Genomic DNA, 16,924 nt, shown 5'->3' on the forward strand with positions numbered 1-16,924 from the left:
GCAGCATTCGCAGGATGGGTCCCGGCCCGAGGCCGGGATGACATCGGGGGTGGGGAGAGATTGAGCGCCTAGTTGAGGGTGTTGGCCTTGGGGTGGTTGTCGTCTTCCAGCAAGCCACCGCTGGCTCGGGAGGTCTTCAGCGAATCCACTTGGGAACGAAGCGCATGCGCGGCGCGGCAGGCATGTGCCGCATCAGGCGTTGGTAGACCAGCCCGAAGATAAAGAACACCACGAGCGATACGGCCAAAAAATAGAGCGCTGCCACGGAGAAGTGGAGGAAGGCATTGTAGTCGCGCTCGAACAGCTCCTTGGCGGTGATCATCAGATCCTTCTGCTGGCCGATCACCGGTAGGGCGAAGTAAACAATCGCCGTGGCGTGGAACAGGAACACCACTTCGTTGGTGTAGGCCGGCCAAGCCAGGCGGATAAGATTGGGCCAGACAACGCGACGAAACTGCTGCGTGCGGGACATGCCATAGGCCCTGGCGGCCTCGATCTCGCCGCGCGGTACGGCGCGAAGGGCACCATAGAAAATTTCGGCAGTATAGGCGGCGGTGTTGAGGACCAGCACGAGAGGGCCGATGAAGAGGGGGTGGAGGACGAACCCCGATATGCCCATAGGCTTCCAGACCGAGACGTTGAACGAAAGGCCCAGCGAATAAACCATGAAGAACTGGATAAAGAGCGGCGAGCCACGGAAAGCATAGATGTAGGCGCGGCTGAGGCGCGACAAGAAAGGATTGCTGGAGGCCTTACCAAGGGCGAGAAAAACGGCAAACACGAAGCCGAGCGGGATCGACGCTACGGCAAAATAGATATTGAACAGGGCGGCGGGCGCGAAGATGGCGAGTTCGGTTAACAATCGATCCATCAGGCGCGCGCCTCGCTCAGGATGCCGCGGCCCATGCGCGCCATGAGGGCGTTGAAGACCTTCTCGGATATAAGCGTCACGAGGATATAGAACAGGAATAGCACGAGGTAGTAGCGCCAGCGCCAGTCCTCGTGGACAAGGCCGACCGTTGGCAAGAAATTGGGTGCGCCCAGGCGATCGGCCCAGAGGACAATGTCGGCGATCTGCAGCAGCGAGAGGAGCGAGGTCGCCTTGACGATCAGCATCCAGACATTGGAAAGGCCCGGCAGGGCGTAGACCCACATCTGGCGGATCTGGATGCGCCAGAGAACCTGACGGGCCGACATGCCATAGGCGCGCGCGGCTTCGATCTGGCCGCGCGGCACCGAGCACATGGCACCATGAATGACGTTGGTGGCAAAAGCACCGTAGACGAGGCCCAGGGAGACGGAGGCCAGGATCAGGTATTCGGGCGTGCCCAGGAACCAATTGGCCTCACGGCAGGGTGGCCAAGCCGCACTTTGGGCGGCGATGGCTTCGGGTGTGCAGACCTGCGCCGCAATGAACCATTCCACCGCCTGCTCGAAGGCGAGGGGAAAGAACAGGAAGAACAAAACGTCTGGGACGCCGCGTACTATGGATGAATAGGTGCTGCCAATAAGGCGCAGAGGCAGGAAGCGTGAGTTCTTGAGCGCTGCACCACCCAGGCCGAAGAGAACGGCAAGCGTTCCGCCTGCAATTGCCGCAAAGATGGTGAACTGGAAGCTGGCGTACCAGGTGAGGTGCTTGCCATTGGTCAGATAGCTCAGCCAGAAGGCGATATCTTCGCTCATGAACTGGTCCGGGCTGGCAAGAACATCAAAGAAATCCGTAAAGCACCTCCAAGAGGGAGGAGGGGCATATGCCCCAGGTTTCCTCCCCTATGAAGGGGAGGAAACACAAGTGCAATGAGCTTGTTACTCGGCGTAGAAGGGACCGCGGCCTTCGAAGTGCTGCGCGATCAGCTTGTCGACCGTGCCGTCTGCCTTGAGCGCGGCAAGGGCTTCATCGAACTTGGCCTTGAGTTCGGTCTCGTCCTTGCGGATGCCTGCGCCAAAGCCATCCCCGATCATGACGTCTTCGCCAACGAATTCGATGGCGCCGCCGGATGCAGCAACGACGGGTTCGAGATAGGGGCCATCAGCGATGATGGTGTCGAGATTGCCGGCGGCAAGGTCGGCCATGGCCTGGTCAGCCGTGGTGAAGGACACGACCGTATTGGTGCTGCCGAAGTTTTCTTCGGCATAGGCAGCCTGGATGGTGCCGCCCTGAACACCGACGCGCTTGCCTTCGAGATTGGTCGGATCAATGTCCGAGCCGGCCATGGCGACGAACTTGGACGGATCGGGCGGGAAGTAATCTTGCGTGAAGTCGATCGTTTCCTTGCGCTCTTCGGTGATCGACATGCCGGCCATGATCAGGTCGTAGTTGCCAGCCAGCAGGTTCGGGATGATGGAGTCCCAGTCATTGCTGACGAATTCGCAGGTGAGCCCGGCCTTTTCGCAGATGGCATTGCCCAGATCGATTTCATAGCCGGCAAGCTCACCGGCTTCGTTGACATAGTTCCAGGGGGCATAGGCGCCTTCGGTCGCGATGCGGACGGTTTCCTGCGCCTGCGCGGCAGTGCCGAGGGCGAGGACGGTTGCGGCCGCCAAGATCAGCTTCTTCATGTCTTGCTCCATATTATTCTGGTTAAAACGCCTGTTCCGTTGCTTCCTGCTCGTGGCTGGCAGCATTGAGAAATTGCTTGAGACGCGCCGATTTGGTGGCTGTGAAGACCTCTTCGGGCGTACCTTGCTCCTCGATCAATCCTTGATGAAGGAAGATCACCCGATCGCTGACCGATCGGGCAAATTCCATGTCATGGGTGACCAGGATCATGGTGCGGCCTTCATCGGCGAGGATCTTGATGACCCGCAGAACCTCCACCTCGAGTTCAGGATCAAGAGCAGAAGTCGGTTCGTCGAACAACATGACGCGCGGATTGATGCAAAGGGCACGCGCTATGGCGGCACGCTGCTGCTGGCCGCCGGAGAGTTGGTTAGGATAGGCGTCGGCCTTTTCGCGAATGCCAACCTTGGCCAGCATGGCCAAGGCTTCCTGCTCGACTTCTGCGCGGTCGCGCTTTTGCACAATGATAGGCACTTCCATGACGTTCTGGAGGATCGTCATATGGGCCCAAAGGTTGAAGCTCTGGAAGACCATGCCCAGTTCGGAGCGAATGCGCCGGATTTGTTCCTCATCGGCGATCTGGCGCCGTTGGCCCTCACCGCGCAGCTTGATCGTCTCGTTGTCGATCCTGACCGTGCCGCTGTCGGGAATTTCGAGCATGTTGATGCAGCGCAGCAGGGTGGACTTGCCTGAGCCTGACGAGCCGATCAAGGAGATAACTTCGCCTTCGCAGGCGCGAAAGGATATGCCCTTGAGCACCTCCAAGGTGCCGAACGATTTGTGCAGGTCGCTGGTTTCAACGACGGGCAATGCTTCTGCTGCCGGGGCAGTTTGCGCCATGCTTACCGAGCCTGCTGGGCAGGCGCCTTCCTGAGGGCGATTGCCATGAATAGAGGCTGGCAACCTAAACCGCCCGCTAGAAAAGCAAAAACAGGGGAGATAGCAAGCATAATCAGGCCGGAGAGCCTAACTGGCTTGTGAGTTATATCTCGAACTGTCCCGCAGGAATGGTCAAGCGATAGGTCACCTGCTCGTTCCCGATGGACAGGAGGGCTGTGCCAGAGACAGAAAGGGGCACGATCCTTTCCAGCACCAAAGTGCCGAAGCGGGGCTCACCGGATGTTTGGGCTGCACCGGGGTTGGTTTCCGTCCATTCGATCTCGAGCGTGGGATCTGCGCCTTCATCATCGTGCAGAGTTGCATGCACGCCAACATGGCCGTCCTTGCCATCGCCCAAGCCACCATGGACAACAGCATTGGCCGCCAGTTCGTGAATAGCCAGCCCCAGATGGAGGGATGCATTGGGACCCAATAGCGGATTTTCGCCGGTGATCTCGATATCGCGCAGCGCGCCGTAGCCGGTACGGGCCAGCTGCGATGCTATCAGGACATGCAGATGGGTGCCGCGCCAATTGCTTTCGGTGACAAGGTCCTGCGTTGTGGAGAGGGCATGCAGCCGGCCGCGAAATTTCTTGAGAAAATCCTGGATGTCGCCGCTGTGATGGGCGGTCTGCATGGCGACGGATTGCACAATGGCGAGCAGGTTCTTGGAGCGGTGGCTGACCTCGCGCAGGAGCGCGGCTATGGCGGCTTCCCGGTTCCGCCGCTCGGAAACGTCGCTCAGTGTCGTGAGTACGCCGTCTTCGTCTGGAACAAGCCGCGCCAGGTAAACGGAGGTCCTGCCAGCTTGGGATAGTTCGAGCTCCAGATCCTGCGCTTGCTGCTCGCGTATGCATTTTTCGGCTGCCTCGGAGAACAGCCGCGCATTGCCCTCGGTCATGAACTCAGCAACGTCCTTGCCCAGGATCGCGGAAGCCGTCCAGATCGGCGGAAGATGCTCCGCCAGATCGAAGCGCTGGTCACTGGTCTGGTGCAGAATGCAGATGCCGCGGCCTTCCAGAGCCTGGGCGAAAGCCTTGAGCCTCAACTGCGTTTGCTGCGGGAGAACGGCAGGGGGCATGGGCATACTCGAAACTGGTCTATTCGGAACAATAAAGGCCTCGCCAGGGCGAGGCCGTCAGGATTTCAGGCCATCTATGCCGGGGCGCTCAGACCCGCCGAATAAGGGCGACAACAATGGAAATCAGCAGGAATGCGACGAACAGGAAGAACAGGATCTGCGCTATGCCTGCGGATGCCCCGGCTATGCCGCCGAAACCCAGAACACCGGCAATCAGCGCAATAACCAGGAATACGAGAGTGTAATATAACACCGTAACTCTCCGGATCAGCTTGTTGGTTTCACAACGGCTTGCCCGTTTGCCGGTTCCTGCGCGCAACAAAAAAGGGCCGGCACTGCCAGCCCTTTGCTGTGGAAAACCAGCAAAAATCACGCGGCCGCGCGCGATCCCTCATCGAAGAACAAGGCCTGGCTGATCAGGGCCTTGACCATGTCCGGATTGAACGGCTTGGTCACGAGGAAGGTAGGCTCGGGGCGTTCGCCGGTGAGCAGGCGCTCGGGAAAGGCCGTGATAAAGATCACAGGCACCGAGTGGGTGTTGAGGATGTCGTTCACCGCATCGATGCCCGAGCTGCCATCTGCCAGCTGAATATCAGCCAGGATCATGCGCGGTTGGGTCTGGTTGAAGAGGCTGACCGCTTCGCGATGGGTGCGGGCGACGCTCACTACCTTGTGGCCGAGGCTCTCTACCAACTGCTCAATATCCATCGCGATGAGTGGCTCATCCTCGATGATCATGATCTCGGTTGCGACCTGGCGGGAAATTTCGATAGTGGCCTCTTCCAGCAAGGAGCCAAATTCAGCCTCACTGACGTTGAGGATCTCAGCGGCCTGGGCGTGGGTGAAGCCCTCCACGGCGACCAGCAGGAAGGCCTGGCGAGGACGGGCAGAAAGATTGGCCAGATTGGTTGCTGCGCGCTGTTCCCAGGCAAAGGTCGAAACCGGCTCGGGAATGGTGACTGCCGAGGTGGAGAACAGTGCCGAAAATAGCTTGTAGAGGGCTATGCGATCGTTGGAGGCTTCCGGGAAAAGGGAAATGTCAGCAATCAGGGCTTCAAGTGTCGCCGCGACATAGGCATCGCCGGATGTTTGTGATCCGGTAACCGCGCGTGAAAACCGCCGCAGGTACGGCAGGTGCGGAGCAATCCGCGTGGACAAAGTCATATAGAAACTCCCAGTGACGCTTTGGCTCGTGAATACACGAAGCTGGAAAACGGCTTGAAAAGATAGAAGTTCCTACCGGCCGGAACTTTTTTGGCGTTGGGGATTTGTAGTCTCGAATGTGGGCAAATCAAATACATTGGCGGTCTGACAGGGCATGATGAAGGATAAACTGGTGACCCAGCAGCGTACGCGTACGCAAGCCGGGCGCGCAGACGACGGTTTGGGTCCGAACACGGACATTGGTAACCGTCTGCGCGCTCTTTATGGTGCGGTGCAGGAAGAAGGCGTGCCGGCGCAGTTGCTCGACTTACTGGAAAAGTTGGACAGCGCCGAACAGGCGCAAAAGAACGGGACTGCCACGAGAGACGGGGAGTAACGCCATGAGCGCCGAACCGACCTCTTTCAAGCGCGAGATGCTTGCGACCTTGCCCAGCTTGCGCGCCTTTGCTGTTTCCCTCACGGGCAAGCACGACAAGGCCGACGATCTGGTGCAGGATACCGTCATGAAGGCCTGGGCAAAGCAGACCAGCTTCGAGATGGGCACCAATATCAAGGCGTGGCTCTTCACCATCCTGCGCAATGAATTCTATAGCCAGATGCGCAAGCGCGGCCGTGAAGTGCAGGACAGCGACGGGGCCTTTACCGAGCGGCTGTCCGTTCATCCATCGCAATATGGCTCGATGGACATGCAGGACTTCAAGAAAGCCTTAAGCCAATTGCCGGATGACCAGCGCGAGGCTGTGATCCTGATTGGCGCTTCGGGCTTTTCCTATGAGGAAGCCGCGGACATCTGCGATTGCGCCGTGGGCACCATGAAGAGCCGTGTGAGCCGCGCCCGGACGCGTTTGCAGGACCTGCTCAAGATCAGTGGCGAAGCGGATTATGGGCCGGACGCTGTTTCAGCCCAAGTCACTACGTCCAACCACTCGTTCTAGCTGGCGGGATCAAAGACCTGGTTGATGGCGGAGACCATATCGGTTTCCGCCATTGGCTTTGTAAGGACCGGCAAAAAAGCGAACTGCGCAACGCCGTGGCGCAAGCCCGTGTCAGCCGAACAGATCACAACGGGAATGCCGCTCCGGGTGAGACTATCGATCAAGTGCAATGGCCGCCGCTGCTCAAGCGCAATCTCGACGATGGCGAGGTGGACATCGGGCCAGTAGGCCTCCATGGCGTGCGCTTCCTCGGCATTCCTGGCGAACAGGACCTGGCCTGCACCCAGATTTTCAAGCATGCGTTGAATGTCGAGGGCGATCAGAAATTCTTCCTCGACAACGAGGACGGTCGTTCCATTGAGCATATAGGGTTCCGCACGGTTACCCTCTAATGGACCCAGATTATTGCACCGTCATTTAAGTTTGACATGTGCTGGAAGGACAGCGGTCTGATAATGTTGGCTGGATAGTTCTCCAGCGTTGCGATTGCCAATTGAGTCTTGTTCTTCCTAGTTCCGGGCGCCGTATTCCTTGCGAGCAATGTCCCTTGCGGGTCATGCCGGGCTTTCGCGCTTTCGGACCAGAAGAGCTGCATTTCGTGTCTTCCTTCAAGGCCGGCGAGATTGTTGCCGAAGCAGGGACGACGATTCTGGCTGAGGGAAAGCACAGCGAGAACCTTTACACGCTGCTCTCGGGCTGGGCGTTCCGCTACAAGCTGCTTCCCGACGGGCGCCGGCAGATACTGAACTACCTGCTGCCGGGGGATCTCCTGGGGCTGCAGGGATCCATTATCGGCGAGATGGAACATTCGGTGGAAGCCTTGTCTCCGCTTGTTCTGTGCGTCTTCCAGCGCAGCCGTCTCGATGAGCTGTTTGCAAACCACCCCGGCCTTGGCTTTGACGTGACCTGGCTCGCAGCAAGCGAAGAGCGCATGCTGGACGAGCATTTGTTGAGCCTGGGGCGCCGCACGGCCATGGAGAGGGCGGCTTATCTGATCGCGTTTCTACATCAGCGCGCCGTGTCTGTGGGCGGTTCTCTCGCAAAAACATTGTATTTGCCGATAAATCAGCAGCATGTTGCGGATACGCTTGGGCTTTCGATCGTTCATACCAACAAGACCTTGCGCAAACTGGCCGATCGCCAGCTAATCCGCTGGCTTGATCGTGCGTGCGAGGTTTTGGACGTGGAAGGTCTGATGAGGCTGGCCGATTGGGATGGACTGCCCGCACATAAGCGGCCACTCATATAGAGCCGGTCGAACGAAGATGTGCCCCTTGCGGGTAGATAATATGGGAACGCATGAGCATCGCCGATAACAGCAGCACAAGGCGCATTATAGCGGTCGACAGGGCGCTTGGTTCTCGTGGCGGCGTGCTTCTTTCCCTGGTTCTGGTGATCCTGGCGGCCATCGCCGCCCTGGTGCTGGTGCAAGGCATCGACCGGCAGAATGCCGATGTGGCCCACAGCTATGAAGTGCGCAACCAGGCGCGCGAGCTGACCATTGCCCTCAGCGAAGCCCAGAGCAGCCAGCGCAGCTATGTGCTAACGGGTGATGCATCCTATTTTGAGCCCTATCATCGCGCTACTGCTGCGGTGCAGACGCGGCTGGCCTCCCTGATGGCTCTCACCAACGACAGTTTCGAACAGTCCCGGAGCCTTGCTTCCATGTCCGGGACCATTGGTGCGGCGCTTGCAGAGCTGCAGCGCACGCTTGATCTGGTGGAAAGCGGTGACTTGCAAGAGGCTCGGCGACGGGTGCAGTCGGGCAGCGAAGTGCAGATGCTCAATGATCTGCGTCGCTCATTGGAGCAGTTCATAGATCAAGAGAATACGGTTCTGCTGGACCGCAACAAGGCGGTTAATCAATGGGGCCGGTGGCTGGTGGGCGCCATTGTCCTGTCCTTGGCCGCGGCAGTGCTTTTGGCCTATGTGCTGTTTTCGCGCACCCAGCAACAGGTGAGCGCACTTTCGCAGACGCGTTCCGCATTGCTCAGTGAAAACGAAGTGCTGGACAAGCGCGTCAGGGAGCGGACCCAGGCGCTGGAAGAGGCACGCCAGCATGCCGAACATGAGCGGCAGCGCGTCGAAACGCTTTTGCAGGATACGAGCCACCGGATCGGAAATTCGCTGGCCACGGTGAGTTCGCTTCTGGGGCTGCAATTGTTGCGCAGCAATTCCAAGGAAGTGCAGGCAGCGCTGGAGTCGGCGCGTGCGCGGGTGCATGCCATAGCGGCTGCCCATCGGCGGCTGCGTCTTGGCCAGGACATGGAAACAGCAAGCGCCGACGACTTCCTTGATGCCGTGCTTGAGGATTTATCGACCACGATTTCGAGCAGCAACCGGATCAGCCTATCCGGGCAGATCGACCCCATTGTCATCGGCGCTCGGGACGCGACCACATTGGGCATTCTGCTGAGCGAGTTGGTGACCAACGCCATCAAGCATGCCTTCCCCGAAGGAACAGAAGGCAAGATAGAGGTGCAGCTCAAGCGCGTTGATGATGTGCCGACGCTCTCCGTCTGGGACAATGGCATCGGGTTGCCGGCTGATCACGCTGCGGGCGAGAATGGATTGGGAACGGTGATCATTCGCCAATTGTCCGGTCAATTTGGAGGCGTTCCTCAATTTGAGCCGCGCCCTTCGGGTGGATTGCTGGTCAAGATTCCCTTGCCAGGGTTGGACAGCAAGAAGCTTGCGTGAGCAGCGGTGAAGCGAGGCCCAGTTGCATTTCATTGCTGTTCTGAACAGGGGTGGCGGAACGCTCAGGACCATGGATGTGGGGGCGTTGTGCGAGCAGGCGCGGGGTATCTTTGGGGCGCAGGGGCACACAATCGACTGCCGTGTCGTTTCGGGCAAACACATCGGGATGCATTTGCGGCAGGCGGCAAGTTCGCGCGGAATTGACGGGCTGATCGCGGCCGGCGGAGACGGCACGATTTCGGCGGCAGCCGCGGTCGCGTTTGGAGCGGGGGTGCCGCTGGGTGTCGTGCCCGCCGGCACGATGAACCTTTTTGCCCGGGCGCTCCAGGTGCCGTTATCGGTGCCGGATGCATTCAAGGCCATTGCCATTGGACATGTCGAGGCGGTGGATATTGCCAGTGCAAATGGGCGCCCTTTCGTGCACCATTTCAGCGTGGGCCTCCATGCCCAACTGGTGCGGACGCGAAACGGCATGAGTTTCAAAGGCCGCGTCGGGAAAATGCTTGCAGGCCTGCGATCGATCGCCATTGCCGCGGCCGATCCGCCCAATTTCGAAGCCGAACTGCGCACCTTGGGACGGCTGGAACGCCGACGTGTCTCGGGCATCGCCATCTCCAACAATCCTTTTGGGCAAGGCCATATCCCTCATGCCGACGAGCTCGATAGCGGGCTTCTGGGCGTGTACGTTGCGGAGCCATTGTCGGCTGCGGCGCTGGTCAGGCTGTGGAGCGATGTGCTGCTTGGGCGTTGGCTCTCAAGCGATATGGTGACGCAAAGGACGACACCGCAGATCACTCTTCATTTCCCCAGGCACCGCCGCGGTTTGCGAGCGGTTCTCGATGGTGAATTGATCAGGCTCGAAAGGACGGTGACGCTCCAGGTGCACCCGCGAGCGCTCAAGGTTATCCTGCCCCAAACCCTAGCTGGAAAGGAAGGCTGATCTTGTGGAACTTTTCGCTTTCACCTGCCGTTTGCCATCGACCGCGTCATGTATAAATCGCACGTGCTGAGTTTGCGTCAGGACTACCCGTGAAAGAAATGATACCCCCGCTGTTCGACGGGGTTCAGGAGATCGTCAACGATCCAGCGCGGCTTGGTGCGCTTCCGGAGTCCCAGATGATTGCGGGCGACGCGGACGTTGATTTCGACCGGCTGAGCCGCATGGCTGCCGCCCTGTTTGACACCCCGTTTGGTTTGGTCACGCTTGTTGGCAAGGAGCGGCAATGGTTTCGTGGCCATTTCGGCCCGTTAGCCATAGATAGCACCGAAACGAGCATTTCGTTTTGTGAACATACGATTGCGCTGCCTGGGCAGGACCTTCTTGTGGTGCTCGATGCCCAGCAGGACCCGCGGTTCCGCGGCAGTCCCCTCGTCACCCAGACGCCATTTATCCGTTTCTATGCCGGCGCGCCGATTGTGCGTGCGGGGCAGAAAATCGGTTCGATCTGCGTGCTGGATACTCGGGAGCGGGATGCTGTCGATCCCGAACTTCTAGCGCAGCTACGGGACTTCGCCGAGCTTGCCTCATCCTTGTTCGCACTCAAGGACGAGGCGCTGGTGCGAGCGCGAACGGCTGCAGCCCTCAAGCGAGAGGAATGGCGCCATGCGCTGACACTCGAAGCTGGCAAGGTTGGGAGCTGGGTTTGGGACCTCCATAGCGGCGAGATTGCCTGCAACGACATGTTCCGGCGCATGTATGAATTGCCTGAGGTCGGCACGGTGCGCGCCGAACAGATTTTGGCCGCGGTTCATCAGGCCGATCGATCAAAGGTGGAAGATGGTCTGCGCGCTAGCCTTTTGGATGGCGTCGACTACAGCGCAGAAGCGCGGGTAGGTGACACCGGGCGCTGGTTGAGCATGCGGGGGCGCGTTTACCAGCGCGATGCAGGCGGCAATCCGCTGATCATGATGGGCGCCAGCATCGATGTAAGCGAAAGCAAGCATACGGCGGAACATACGCGCTTGCTGCTGCGCGAGTTGAACCACCGCGTCAAGAATACGCTGGCGATGATCCAGTCCGTTGCGCGCCAGACGATCCGGCAGAACCCAGACCCCAAGGCGTTTATCGAGGCGTTTTCTGGGCGCCTCCGGACCATTTCGGATGCGCATGTCCTTTTAGCTGATCGGGACTGGTCAGGCGTTCATCTTTATGAGGTGATTGCCTCGCAACTGGGTCCGAAATTCCTGACCAAGCCGGACCGCGCCGAGGTCAAGGGGGAGGATGTTGCGCTTCCGGCCGATCATGCGCTGGGGCTTGGATTGATCCTGCATGAACTAACCACCAATGCTTATCGGTATGGCGCCTGGTCCGCAGAAGGCGGCATTGTGCGTATTGAGTGGCAGATCCGGAATGCGCCGGAGCGTGGTCTGGCGTTGCGCTGGCAGGAGATCGGCGGGCCCAAGGTCAAGCCGCCGGAAGAGCAGGGCCTGGGTACCAAGCTAATCGAGCGCAGCCTTGCCAAGGTTTTGGACAGCAAGGTTGCGCTCAATTTTGAGCCGGATGGCGTGGTTACAGAAGTCTGGCTGCCGTTGCCGGCGGCGTGAGGCAGCTAAGGCTTTCGCCTGCTCCCCAGCAGCACTATCGCTGCTACCACCGCAGCCGGCAGGAATAGGGTCCTGATTGCTGGTGATTTGAGAACAACTGGCAGGGCTGTCAGGGCTGCCGTTGTGGCAAATGCCCCGGCTTCGCTGGAGCGGCGTTTCTCGAGAGCAGCGCGGTGCTCGCGTACGGCGCTTGCCCGCAGGGTGAGATGCACCGCAAAGGCAGCAAGGAGAAACACCCCTGCAAGAACCAGGGCCGCATAGATCGGGCCTATGGCAGCGCTCAGGGCAAAGAAGGCTGCGACAAGAAGAAAGCAAACGCCGATCACGGCCAACATGGCCATGATGGCATTGCCCATAAGGGTGCGCTTGAAACGCTCCTTTACCGCATCTGCTTCAAAGCCAAGCAGGGCGGCTAGAGGCACCAATAGGTTCATGGCTTAGCGCCGGGACAGCAAAGCCAGAATATACCCGATACCCAGGGCGCTCGCGACAGCGGTCAAGGGCTTTTCGCGAATGCGATCCTTGAGCTGCTGTTCGATCTCTTCAGCCTGATCCTGAACGTCATCCAGAACGCTTTGACCCTTACGCTGAAGATTGAGGGCCTCGCCCTTAGCGACATCCTTTGCTTCGTTGACCTTGTCACTGCTGAGCTTGGCAAGGGTGGCTGCGATGCCCTTGAGGTCCGCCTGCAGCTGCGCAATTTGCAGTTCCAGCTGTTCCTGGCGGATTTCGGCCGATGCACGGTTCGCCGCTGCGGCAGTCTTGGGTGAATTTGGTGCAAGATCAGGTGTTGTAGCCATGTGACGCTCTCCTAGCCATGCCCGAAAAACGCTGATGGTTCAGCGAAGTTCCGGGTCTTCAAAGAAAGACGCCCCAGCACGCCGGGCGTGGTGGGGCGAGAGGGTGCGGGCTAAGGCGGGGCGACCTTTGATGCCCGCGGGCGCAATGATTGATCCTTGAGGGGGAATTTTGCGCCGATCTTGATTGGGGAACTAGATCCGGCCCATCAATACCAGGATCAGGACGATGATGAGGATCACGCCCAAAATACCGGAGGGGCCGTAGCCGAAGCTACGCGAATAGCCCCAGTTAGGCAGCGCGCCGATCAGCAGAAGGATAAGGATGATGATGAGGATTGTACCGAGACCCATGGCGGTCTCCTTTTTGTTTTTGTGACGCTTTGTTCGGGTAGTCTAGAGAATGGCCAGCATGAGGGCAGTTGCGACCACGAGGATGAACAGCGCTGGCGCGAGTGCCTTGAGAACAGCGCCGTAATGGCTTTCGCCATCATAGCCTTCGGTCCACACCATGGAGGTGCGGCCAGCATGTTCCAACGCCTTGATTTCCATGTGGGTCATGACAGCCTCTGCTTGTTTCAGCAGGCAGACAGAAGGCTGTCTTTCTGCTGATTACCTGCGCTGTGCAGCGCATCCAAGAAACGGAAGCTCCATGTATTTGGTTCCGCCGGCGCCACAATTCTGCCTTGCCTAGTTGAAGCGCACGAGGTTCACGGACTAGCGCGCTTTGAAAGGTCAGGCGCAGCAATGTGAGCAACAGTGCTGGCACGGCCGACGAATGGCGTTGGGATAAGCTGTTTCCGTTGGCTACCAGAAGCGCGGGGGACGGCGCAGGTCAAGCGTTAGGGGGAACTCGTCGGCGGGCCTTTCCTCGCGCAGGTTGAAGCCGCCGGCCGTGTAGTTCTGCCCTACGAAGCGTGCGAGGCGCCGGGCCTCGGCCTCATTGCCATTGACGGGGAAGGTTTCGTAGTTGCGTCCGCCCGGATGAGCCACATGGTAGACGCAGCCCCCAACAGGGCGGCCGGTCCAAGTGTCGTAGATGTCGAAGATCAGAGGGGCATTCACAGGCAGGGTTGGATGAAGGCCAGAGGCGGGTTGCCAGGCCTTGTAGCGGACGCCCGCAACAGCTGTGCCCTTGATGGGTGTTGCCCTTAGCGGAACTTTGCGCTGGTTGCAGGTGACGGCATAGCGGTCGGGGTTGAGCCCTTCGAGCTTGACCTGAAGGCGTTCGACCGAGGAGTCGACGAACCGAACAGTGCCGCCAATGGCGCCCTGTTCGCCCATGACGTGCCAAGGCTCAAGCGCCTGGCGGAGTTCGAGTTTGACGCCCTCGTACTCGACCTCACCGCAGAACGGGAAGCGGAATTCGAGCTGGGCCGCGAACCAGGCAGGGTCAAGCTTGAAGCCGTGGCGCTCAAGATCGGCAAGGACGTCCAGAAAGTCCTGCCAGACATAGGCGGGCAGCATGAAGCGGTCGTGCAGCGTAGTTCCCCAGCGGGTGAAGGGGCCTTCGAGCGGGTTGGTCCAATAGCGCGCGATAAGGGCGCGGATCAGCACCTGCTGGGCTAGCGACATGCGCGCATTAGGCGGCATTTCGAAACCGCGGAATTCTACAAGGCCAAGCCGGCCAGTGGGTCCGTCGGGCGAATAGAGCTTGTCGATGCAGATTTCGGAGCGGTGGGTGTTGCCCGTGACGTCGGTGAGAAGATTGCGGAAAAGACGGTCGACGAGCCAGGGCAGAGGCGCAGGCTCTCCGGAGGCAGGGTTGGGCACCTGCGCCATGGCGATTTCGAGCTCGTAAAGGCTGTCGTGGCGCGCCTCGTCGAAGCGGGGCGCCTGGCTGGTGGGGCCAATAAAGAGCCCCGAGAACAGATAGCTCATGGATGGATGGCGCTGCCAATGAAGCACCAGCGATTTGAGCAGGTCGGGGCGGCGCAGGAACGGGCTGTCGTGCGGCGTGGCGCCACCGACAACCACGTGATTGCCGCCGCCGGTGCCGGTGTGGCGGCCGTCGATCACGAATTTGTCGGCGCCAAGGCGCGAAAGGCGGGCCTCTTCGTAGATGGCGGTGGTGGTTGCCACGCAATCATCCCAGCTGGACGCTGGGTGGATGTTGACTTCGATGACGCCCGGGTCGGGCGCTACGCGGATGACGTTGAGGCGCGGATCATGGGGCGGAGAATAGCCTTCGAGGTGGACCGGCTGGCCGATCTCGTGGGCAGCGGCTTCCGTGGCGGCGACGAGTTCGAGATAGTCCTCGAGCTTTTCCACCGGTGGCAGGAAGACGCAGAGGCGGTGGTCGCGGACTTCGGCCGTGACCGCGGTGCGCACCTCGCCTTCGATCTCGCTGATTTCCTGTTCGGTGCGATCCTGCTGCTCGGTGGCGGCGGTGAAGGAGGCGGCGACCTGCCCGCGCGGATCGGCAGCAAGACCGGGCGTATGGCGCGACAGCATTTCGGTGGGTTCGGGCAGGGGCAAGCGGGGGGCGCCCGGGTCCTGAGCCACGACGTGGGGGTATTCGGTGGGCTTGAGGTGCTTGAGGGCGCTCAGCGGCAGACGATAGCCGGCTGGGCTATCACCGGGCGCGAGAAAGAGCTTGCCGCGGCGCGTCTTCCATTTTTCCGTCAACCAGGGGCTCGATGCCGCAGCGTTCCAGCGCTGCACGGGCAACACATAGCCGGTGGGATTGGTGAGGCCCCGTTCGAATACCTTGGCCATGCGCGAGCGGGCTTCGGGATCGGCCAACTCGCTGTTTGCAGGGTCCACATTGGACGGCAGATTGGCTTCCTTGAGGAGCCATTCGCCTGGATCCTCATAGGCTTCAGCGATGGTTTCGCCGGTGAGGCCAAGGTTGCGGGCGAAAGCAGCAATGAAGCGGCGGGCGTCCTCGTTGGTAGCCGTGGTCTTTACGCCTTCGCGGGCGATCAGCTTTTCATCGGACCAGACTGGCTTGCCGTCAAGGCGCCAGTAAAGGGAGAAGGTCCAGCGGGGCAGGGTTTCGCCGGGATACCACTTGCCCTGGCCATAGTGGAGCATGCCATTGGGGGCAAAGCGGGTGCGCAGGCGGCGGATCAAATCGTCGGCCAAAGCGCGCTTGGTGGGCCCCACGGCGCCGGTGTTCCATTCGTCGGCTTCGAAATCGTCGATCGACACGAAAGTGGGCTCGCCACCCATGGTGAGGCGGACGTCGTTTTCGCTCAGAACCTGGTCAATCTGGTGGCCCAGCGCATTGAGTTCGTCCCAGCTCTGGTCCGAGAAGGGCTTGGTGATGCGCGGGTGCTCGGCAACGCGATCGACGCGCATGTCGAAGGCGAAGTCGACCTCGGCATAGGAGGCGAAACCCGAGATTGGGGCGGCGTTGCGATAGTGGGGAGTGGCGGCAAGAGGCACATGGCTTTCGCCGGTCAGCAGGCCCGAGGTCGGGTCAAAGCCAATCCAGCCGGCGCCGGGCAGGTAAACCTCGCACCAGGCGTGCAGATCGGTGAAGTCGTGATCAGTGCCGGCGGGGCCATCCAGGGAAACCACGTCGGGCTTGAGCTGGATGAGGTAGCCGGACACAAAGCGGGCGGCAAAGCCCAGATTGCGAAGGGTTTGCACCAGGAGCCAGCTCGAGTCGCGGCACGATCCCTTGGCGTTGCCCAGCGTTTCCTCGGGCGTCCAGACGCCGGTTTCCATGCGCACGATATAGGCGACGTGCTGCTGGATGGAGGCGTTGATGGCGGTGACGAAGTTGACCGTGTTGGTGGGCGTCTTATCGATACCGTCGAGGAATTGCTGCAGCAGCGGCCCGACAGGCTCGGGCTGCATATAGATGGCGAGATCGGCGCGGATGTCTTCGGGATATTGGAAGGGCCAGATCTCGGCTGACTCTTCCACAAAGAAGTCGAACGGGTTGTAGACCGTCATGTCGGCTACAAGGTCGACTTCGATCTTGAGCTCGGTTACGGGCTCGGGAAAGACGAAGCGCGTCAGGAAATTGCCATAGGGGTCCTGCTGCACATTGACGAAGTGCTGGGACGGGGAGACCCGGAGCGAGTGGCTCAGGACCTTGGTTTTGCTGTGGGGCGCTGGCTGCAGCCGGATGATCTGGGGCTGCAGGTAGACCGGACGGTCGTATTTGTAATGCGTGAGGTGATAAACGGCAGCTTTGATCGACATACGCAGGCGTCGCTCGCTTGTTCGGCCACGATGTGGCTTCGGGCTGTGAGCTTAGCGGGGTTTGTGGGCGCCGGATAGGTGGGCGTTCAATCGGTGGGGAGCTAGG

The 16,924-nt window shown here is 60.0% G+C and carries 19 protein-coding genes; 6 read left to right on the forward strand and 13 right to left on the reverse strand.

Going from position 1 to position 16,924, the window contains the following annotated elements:
- Positions 1–136: 136 nt before the first annotated feature.
- From DDE77_RS08545 to DDE77_RS08575, 7 genes are all read right to left on the reverse strand, one after another.
- Positions 137–871 carry an ABC transporter permease gene (locus tag DDE77_RS08545; protein WP_108397044.1) on the reverse strand — a complete coding sequence of 245 codons (735 nt, stop codon included), beginning with the start codon at positions 869–871 and terminating at the stop codon, positions 137–139.
- Positions 871–1,683 (reverse strand): ABC transporter permease subunit, encoded by an 813-nt coding sequence (locus DDE77_RS08550; protein WP_108397045.1) that lies wholly within the window; start codon positions 1,681–1,683, stop codon positions 871–873. Before DDE77_RS08550 ends, DDE77_RS08545 begins: the two co-directional genes overlap by 1 nt.
- A gap of 123 nt (positions 1,684–1,806) precedes the next feature.
- Positions 1,807–2,559 carry a transporter substrate-binding domain-containing protein gene (locus DDE77_RS08555; RefSeq protein ID WP_108397231.1) on the reverse strand — a complete coding sequence of 251 codons (753 nt, stop codon included), beginning with the start codon at positions 2,557–2,559 and terminating at the stop codon, positions 1,807–1,809.
- Positions 2,560–2,581: 22 nt separating this feature from the next.
- Positions 2,582–3,400 (reverse strand): ABC transporter ATP-binding protein, encoded by an 819-nt coding sequence (locus tag DDE77_RS08560; protein WP_108397046.1) that lies wholly within the window; start codon positions 3,398–3,400, stop codon positions 2,582–2,584.
- Between the two features lie 142 nt (positions 3,401–3,542).
- The gene (locus DDE77_RS08565) at positions 3,543–4,520 is read right to left on the reverse strand and encodes a sensor histidine kinase (protein ID WP_170116498.1); all 978 of its coding nucleotides are present in this window, start codon (positions 4,518–4,520) and stop codon (positions 3,543–3,545) included.
- 88 nt (positions 4,521–4,608) lie between these two features.
- The gene (locus DDE77_RS08570) at positions 4,609–4,773 is read right to left on the reverse strand and encodes a DUF1328 domain-containing protein (protein ID WP_108397232.1); all 165 of its coding nucleotides are present in this window, start codon (positions 4,771–4,773) and stop codon (positions 4,609–4,611) included.
- A gap of 116 nt (positions 4,774–4,889) precedes the next feature.
- The gene (locus DDE77_RS08575) at positions 4,890–5,684 is read right to left on the reverse strand and encodes a response regulator (protein ID WP_108397048.1); all 795 of its coding nucleotides are present in this window, start codon (positions 5,682–5,684) and stop codon (positions 4,890–4,892) included.
- 154 nt (positions 5,685–5,838) lie between these two features.
- On the opposite strand from DDE77_RS08575, the gene DDE77_RS08580 reads away from it, so the two are divergent.
- Together DDE77_RS08580 and DDE77_RS08585 are read left to right on the forward strand one after the other, a co-directional pair.
- The gene (locus DDE77_RS08580) at positions 5,839–6,060 is read left to right on the forward strand and encodes a NepR family anti-sigma factor (protein ID WP_245895142.1); all 222 of its coding nucleotides are present in this window, start codon (positions 5,839–5,841) and stop codon (positions 6,058–6,060) included.
- A gap of 4 nt (positions 6,061–6,064) precedes the next feature.
- Positions 6,065–6,619, forward strand: a complete 555-nt coding sequence (locus tag DDE77_RS08585) for an RNA polymerase sigma factor (protein ID WP_108397049.1) — start codon at positions 6,065–6,067, stop codon at positions 6,617–6,619.
- On the opposite strand, the gene DDE77_RS08590 is transcribed toward DDE77_RS08585, so the two are convergent.
- Positions 6,616–6,984, reverse strand: a complete 369-nt coding sequence (locus tag DDE77_RS08590; protein ID WP_108397050.1) for a response regulator — start codon at positions 6,982–6,984, stop codon at positions 6,616–6,618. The genes DDE77_RS08585 and DDE77_RS08590 overlap by 4 nt on opposite strands.
- Positions 6,985–7,112: 128 nt before the next feature.
- Between DDE77_RS08590 and DDE77_RS08595 the strand changes: the two genes are divergently transcribed.
- The 4 genes from DDE77_RS08595 (at position 7,113) to DDE77_RS08610 (ending at position 11,863) form a co-directional block, all read left to right on the forward strand.
- Complete coding sequence (locus DDE77_RS08595; RefSeq protein WP_425430737.1) at positions 7,113–7,868, forward strand: Crp/Fnr family transcriptional regulator; 756 nt, start codon at positions 7,113–7,115, stop codon at positions 7,866–7,868.
- Between the two features lie 50 nt (positions 7,869–7,918).
- Entirely contained in the window at positions 7,919–9,319 is a 1,401-nt protein-coding gene (locus DDE77_RS08600) for a sensor histidine kinase (protein ID WP_108397052.1), read from the forward strand.
- A gap of 22 nt (positions 9,320–9,341) precedes the next feature.
- Positions 9,342–10,259 (forward strand): diacylglycerol/lipid kinase family protein, encoded by a 918-nt coding sequence (locus tag DDE77_RS08605; protein WP_108397053.1) that lies wholly within the window; start codon positions 9,342–9,344, stop codon positions 10,257–10,259.
- A gap of 98 nt (positions 10,260–10,357) precedes the next feature.
- Positions 10,358–11,863: a sensor histidine kinase gene (locus DDE77_RS08610; protein WP_108397054.1), complete on the forward strand. Its 1,506-nt coding sequence runs from the start codon at positions 10,358–10,360 to the stop codon at positions 11,861–11,863.
- Positions 11,864–11,868: 5 nt separating this feature from the next.
- Here the strand turns inward: DDE77_RS08610 and DDE77_RS08615 are convergent, their stop codons facing one another.
- The 5 genes from DDE77_RS08615 to DDE77_RS08630 all read right to left on the reverse strand — a co-directional run bounded on the left by DDE77_RS08615 (position 11,869) and on the right by DDE77_RS08630 (position 16,818).
- Entirely contained in the window at positions 11,869–12,297 is a 429-nt protein-coding gene (locus DDE77_RS08615) for a hypothetical protein (RefSeq protein WP_108397055.1), read from the reverse strand.
- 3 nt (positions 12,298–12,300) lie between these two features.
- The gene (locus DDE77_RS08620; protein WP_108397056.1) at positions 12,301–12,663 is read right to left on the reverse strand and encodes an ElaB/YgaM/YqjD family protein; all 363 of its coding nucleotides are present in this window, start codon (positions 12,661–12,663) and stop codon (positions 12,301–12,303) included.
- 192 nt (positions 12,664–12,855) lie between these two features.
- Positions 12,856–13,014 carry a DUF3309 family protein gene (locus DDE77_RS08625; RefSeq protein WP_108397057.1) on the reverse strand — a complete coding sequence of 53 codons (159 nt, stop codon included), beginning with the start codon at positions 13,012–13,014 and terminating at the stop codon, positions 12,856–12,858.
- Positions 13,015–13,056: 42 nt separating this feature from the next.
- Entirely contained in the window at positions 13,057–13,221 is a 165-nt protein-coding gene (locus tag DDE77_RS19425; protein WP_157959739.1) for a hypothetical protein, read from the reverse strand.
- Positions 13,222–13,467: 246 nt separating this feature from the next.
- Positions 13,468–16,818 carry a transglutaminase family protein gene (locus tag DDE77_RS08630; protein WP_108397058.1) on the reverse strand — a complete coding sequence of 1,117 codons (3,351 nt, stop codon included), beginning with the start codon at positions 16,816–16,818 and terminating at the stop codon, positions 13,468–13,470.
- Positions 16,819–16,924 lie beyond the last annotated feature (106 nt).

Source organism: Devosia submarina (assembly GCF_003056345.1).
Taxonomy (GTDB): Bacteria; Pseudomonadota; Alphaproteobacteria; order Rhizobiales; family Devosiaceae; genus Devosia; species Devosia submarina.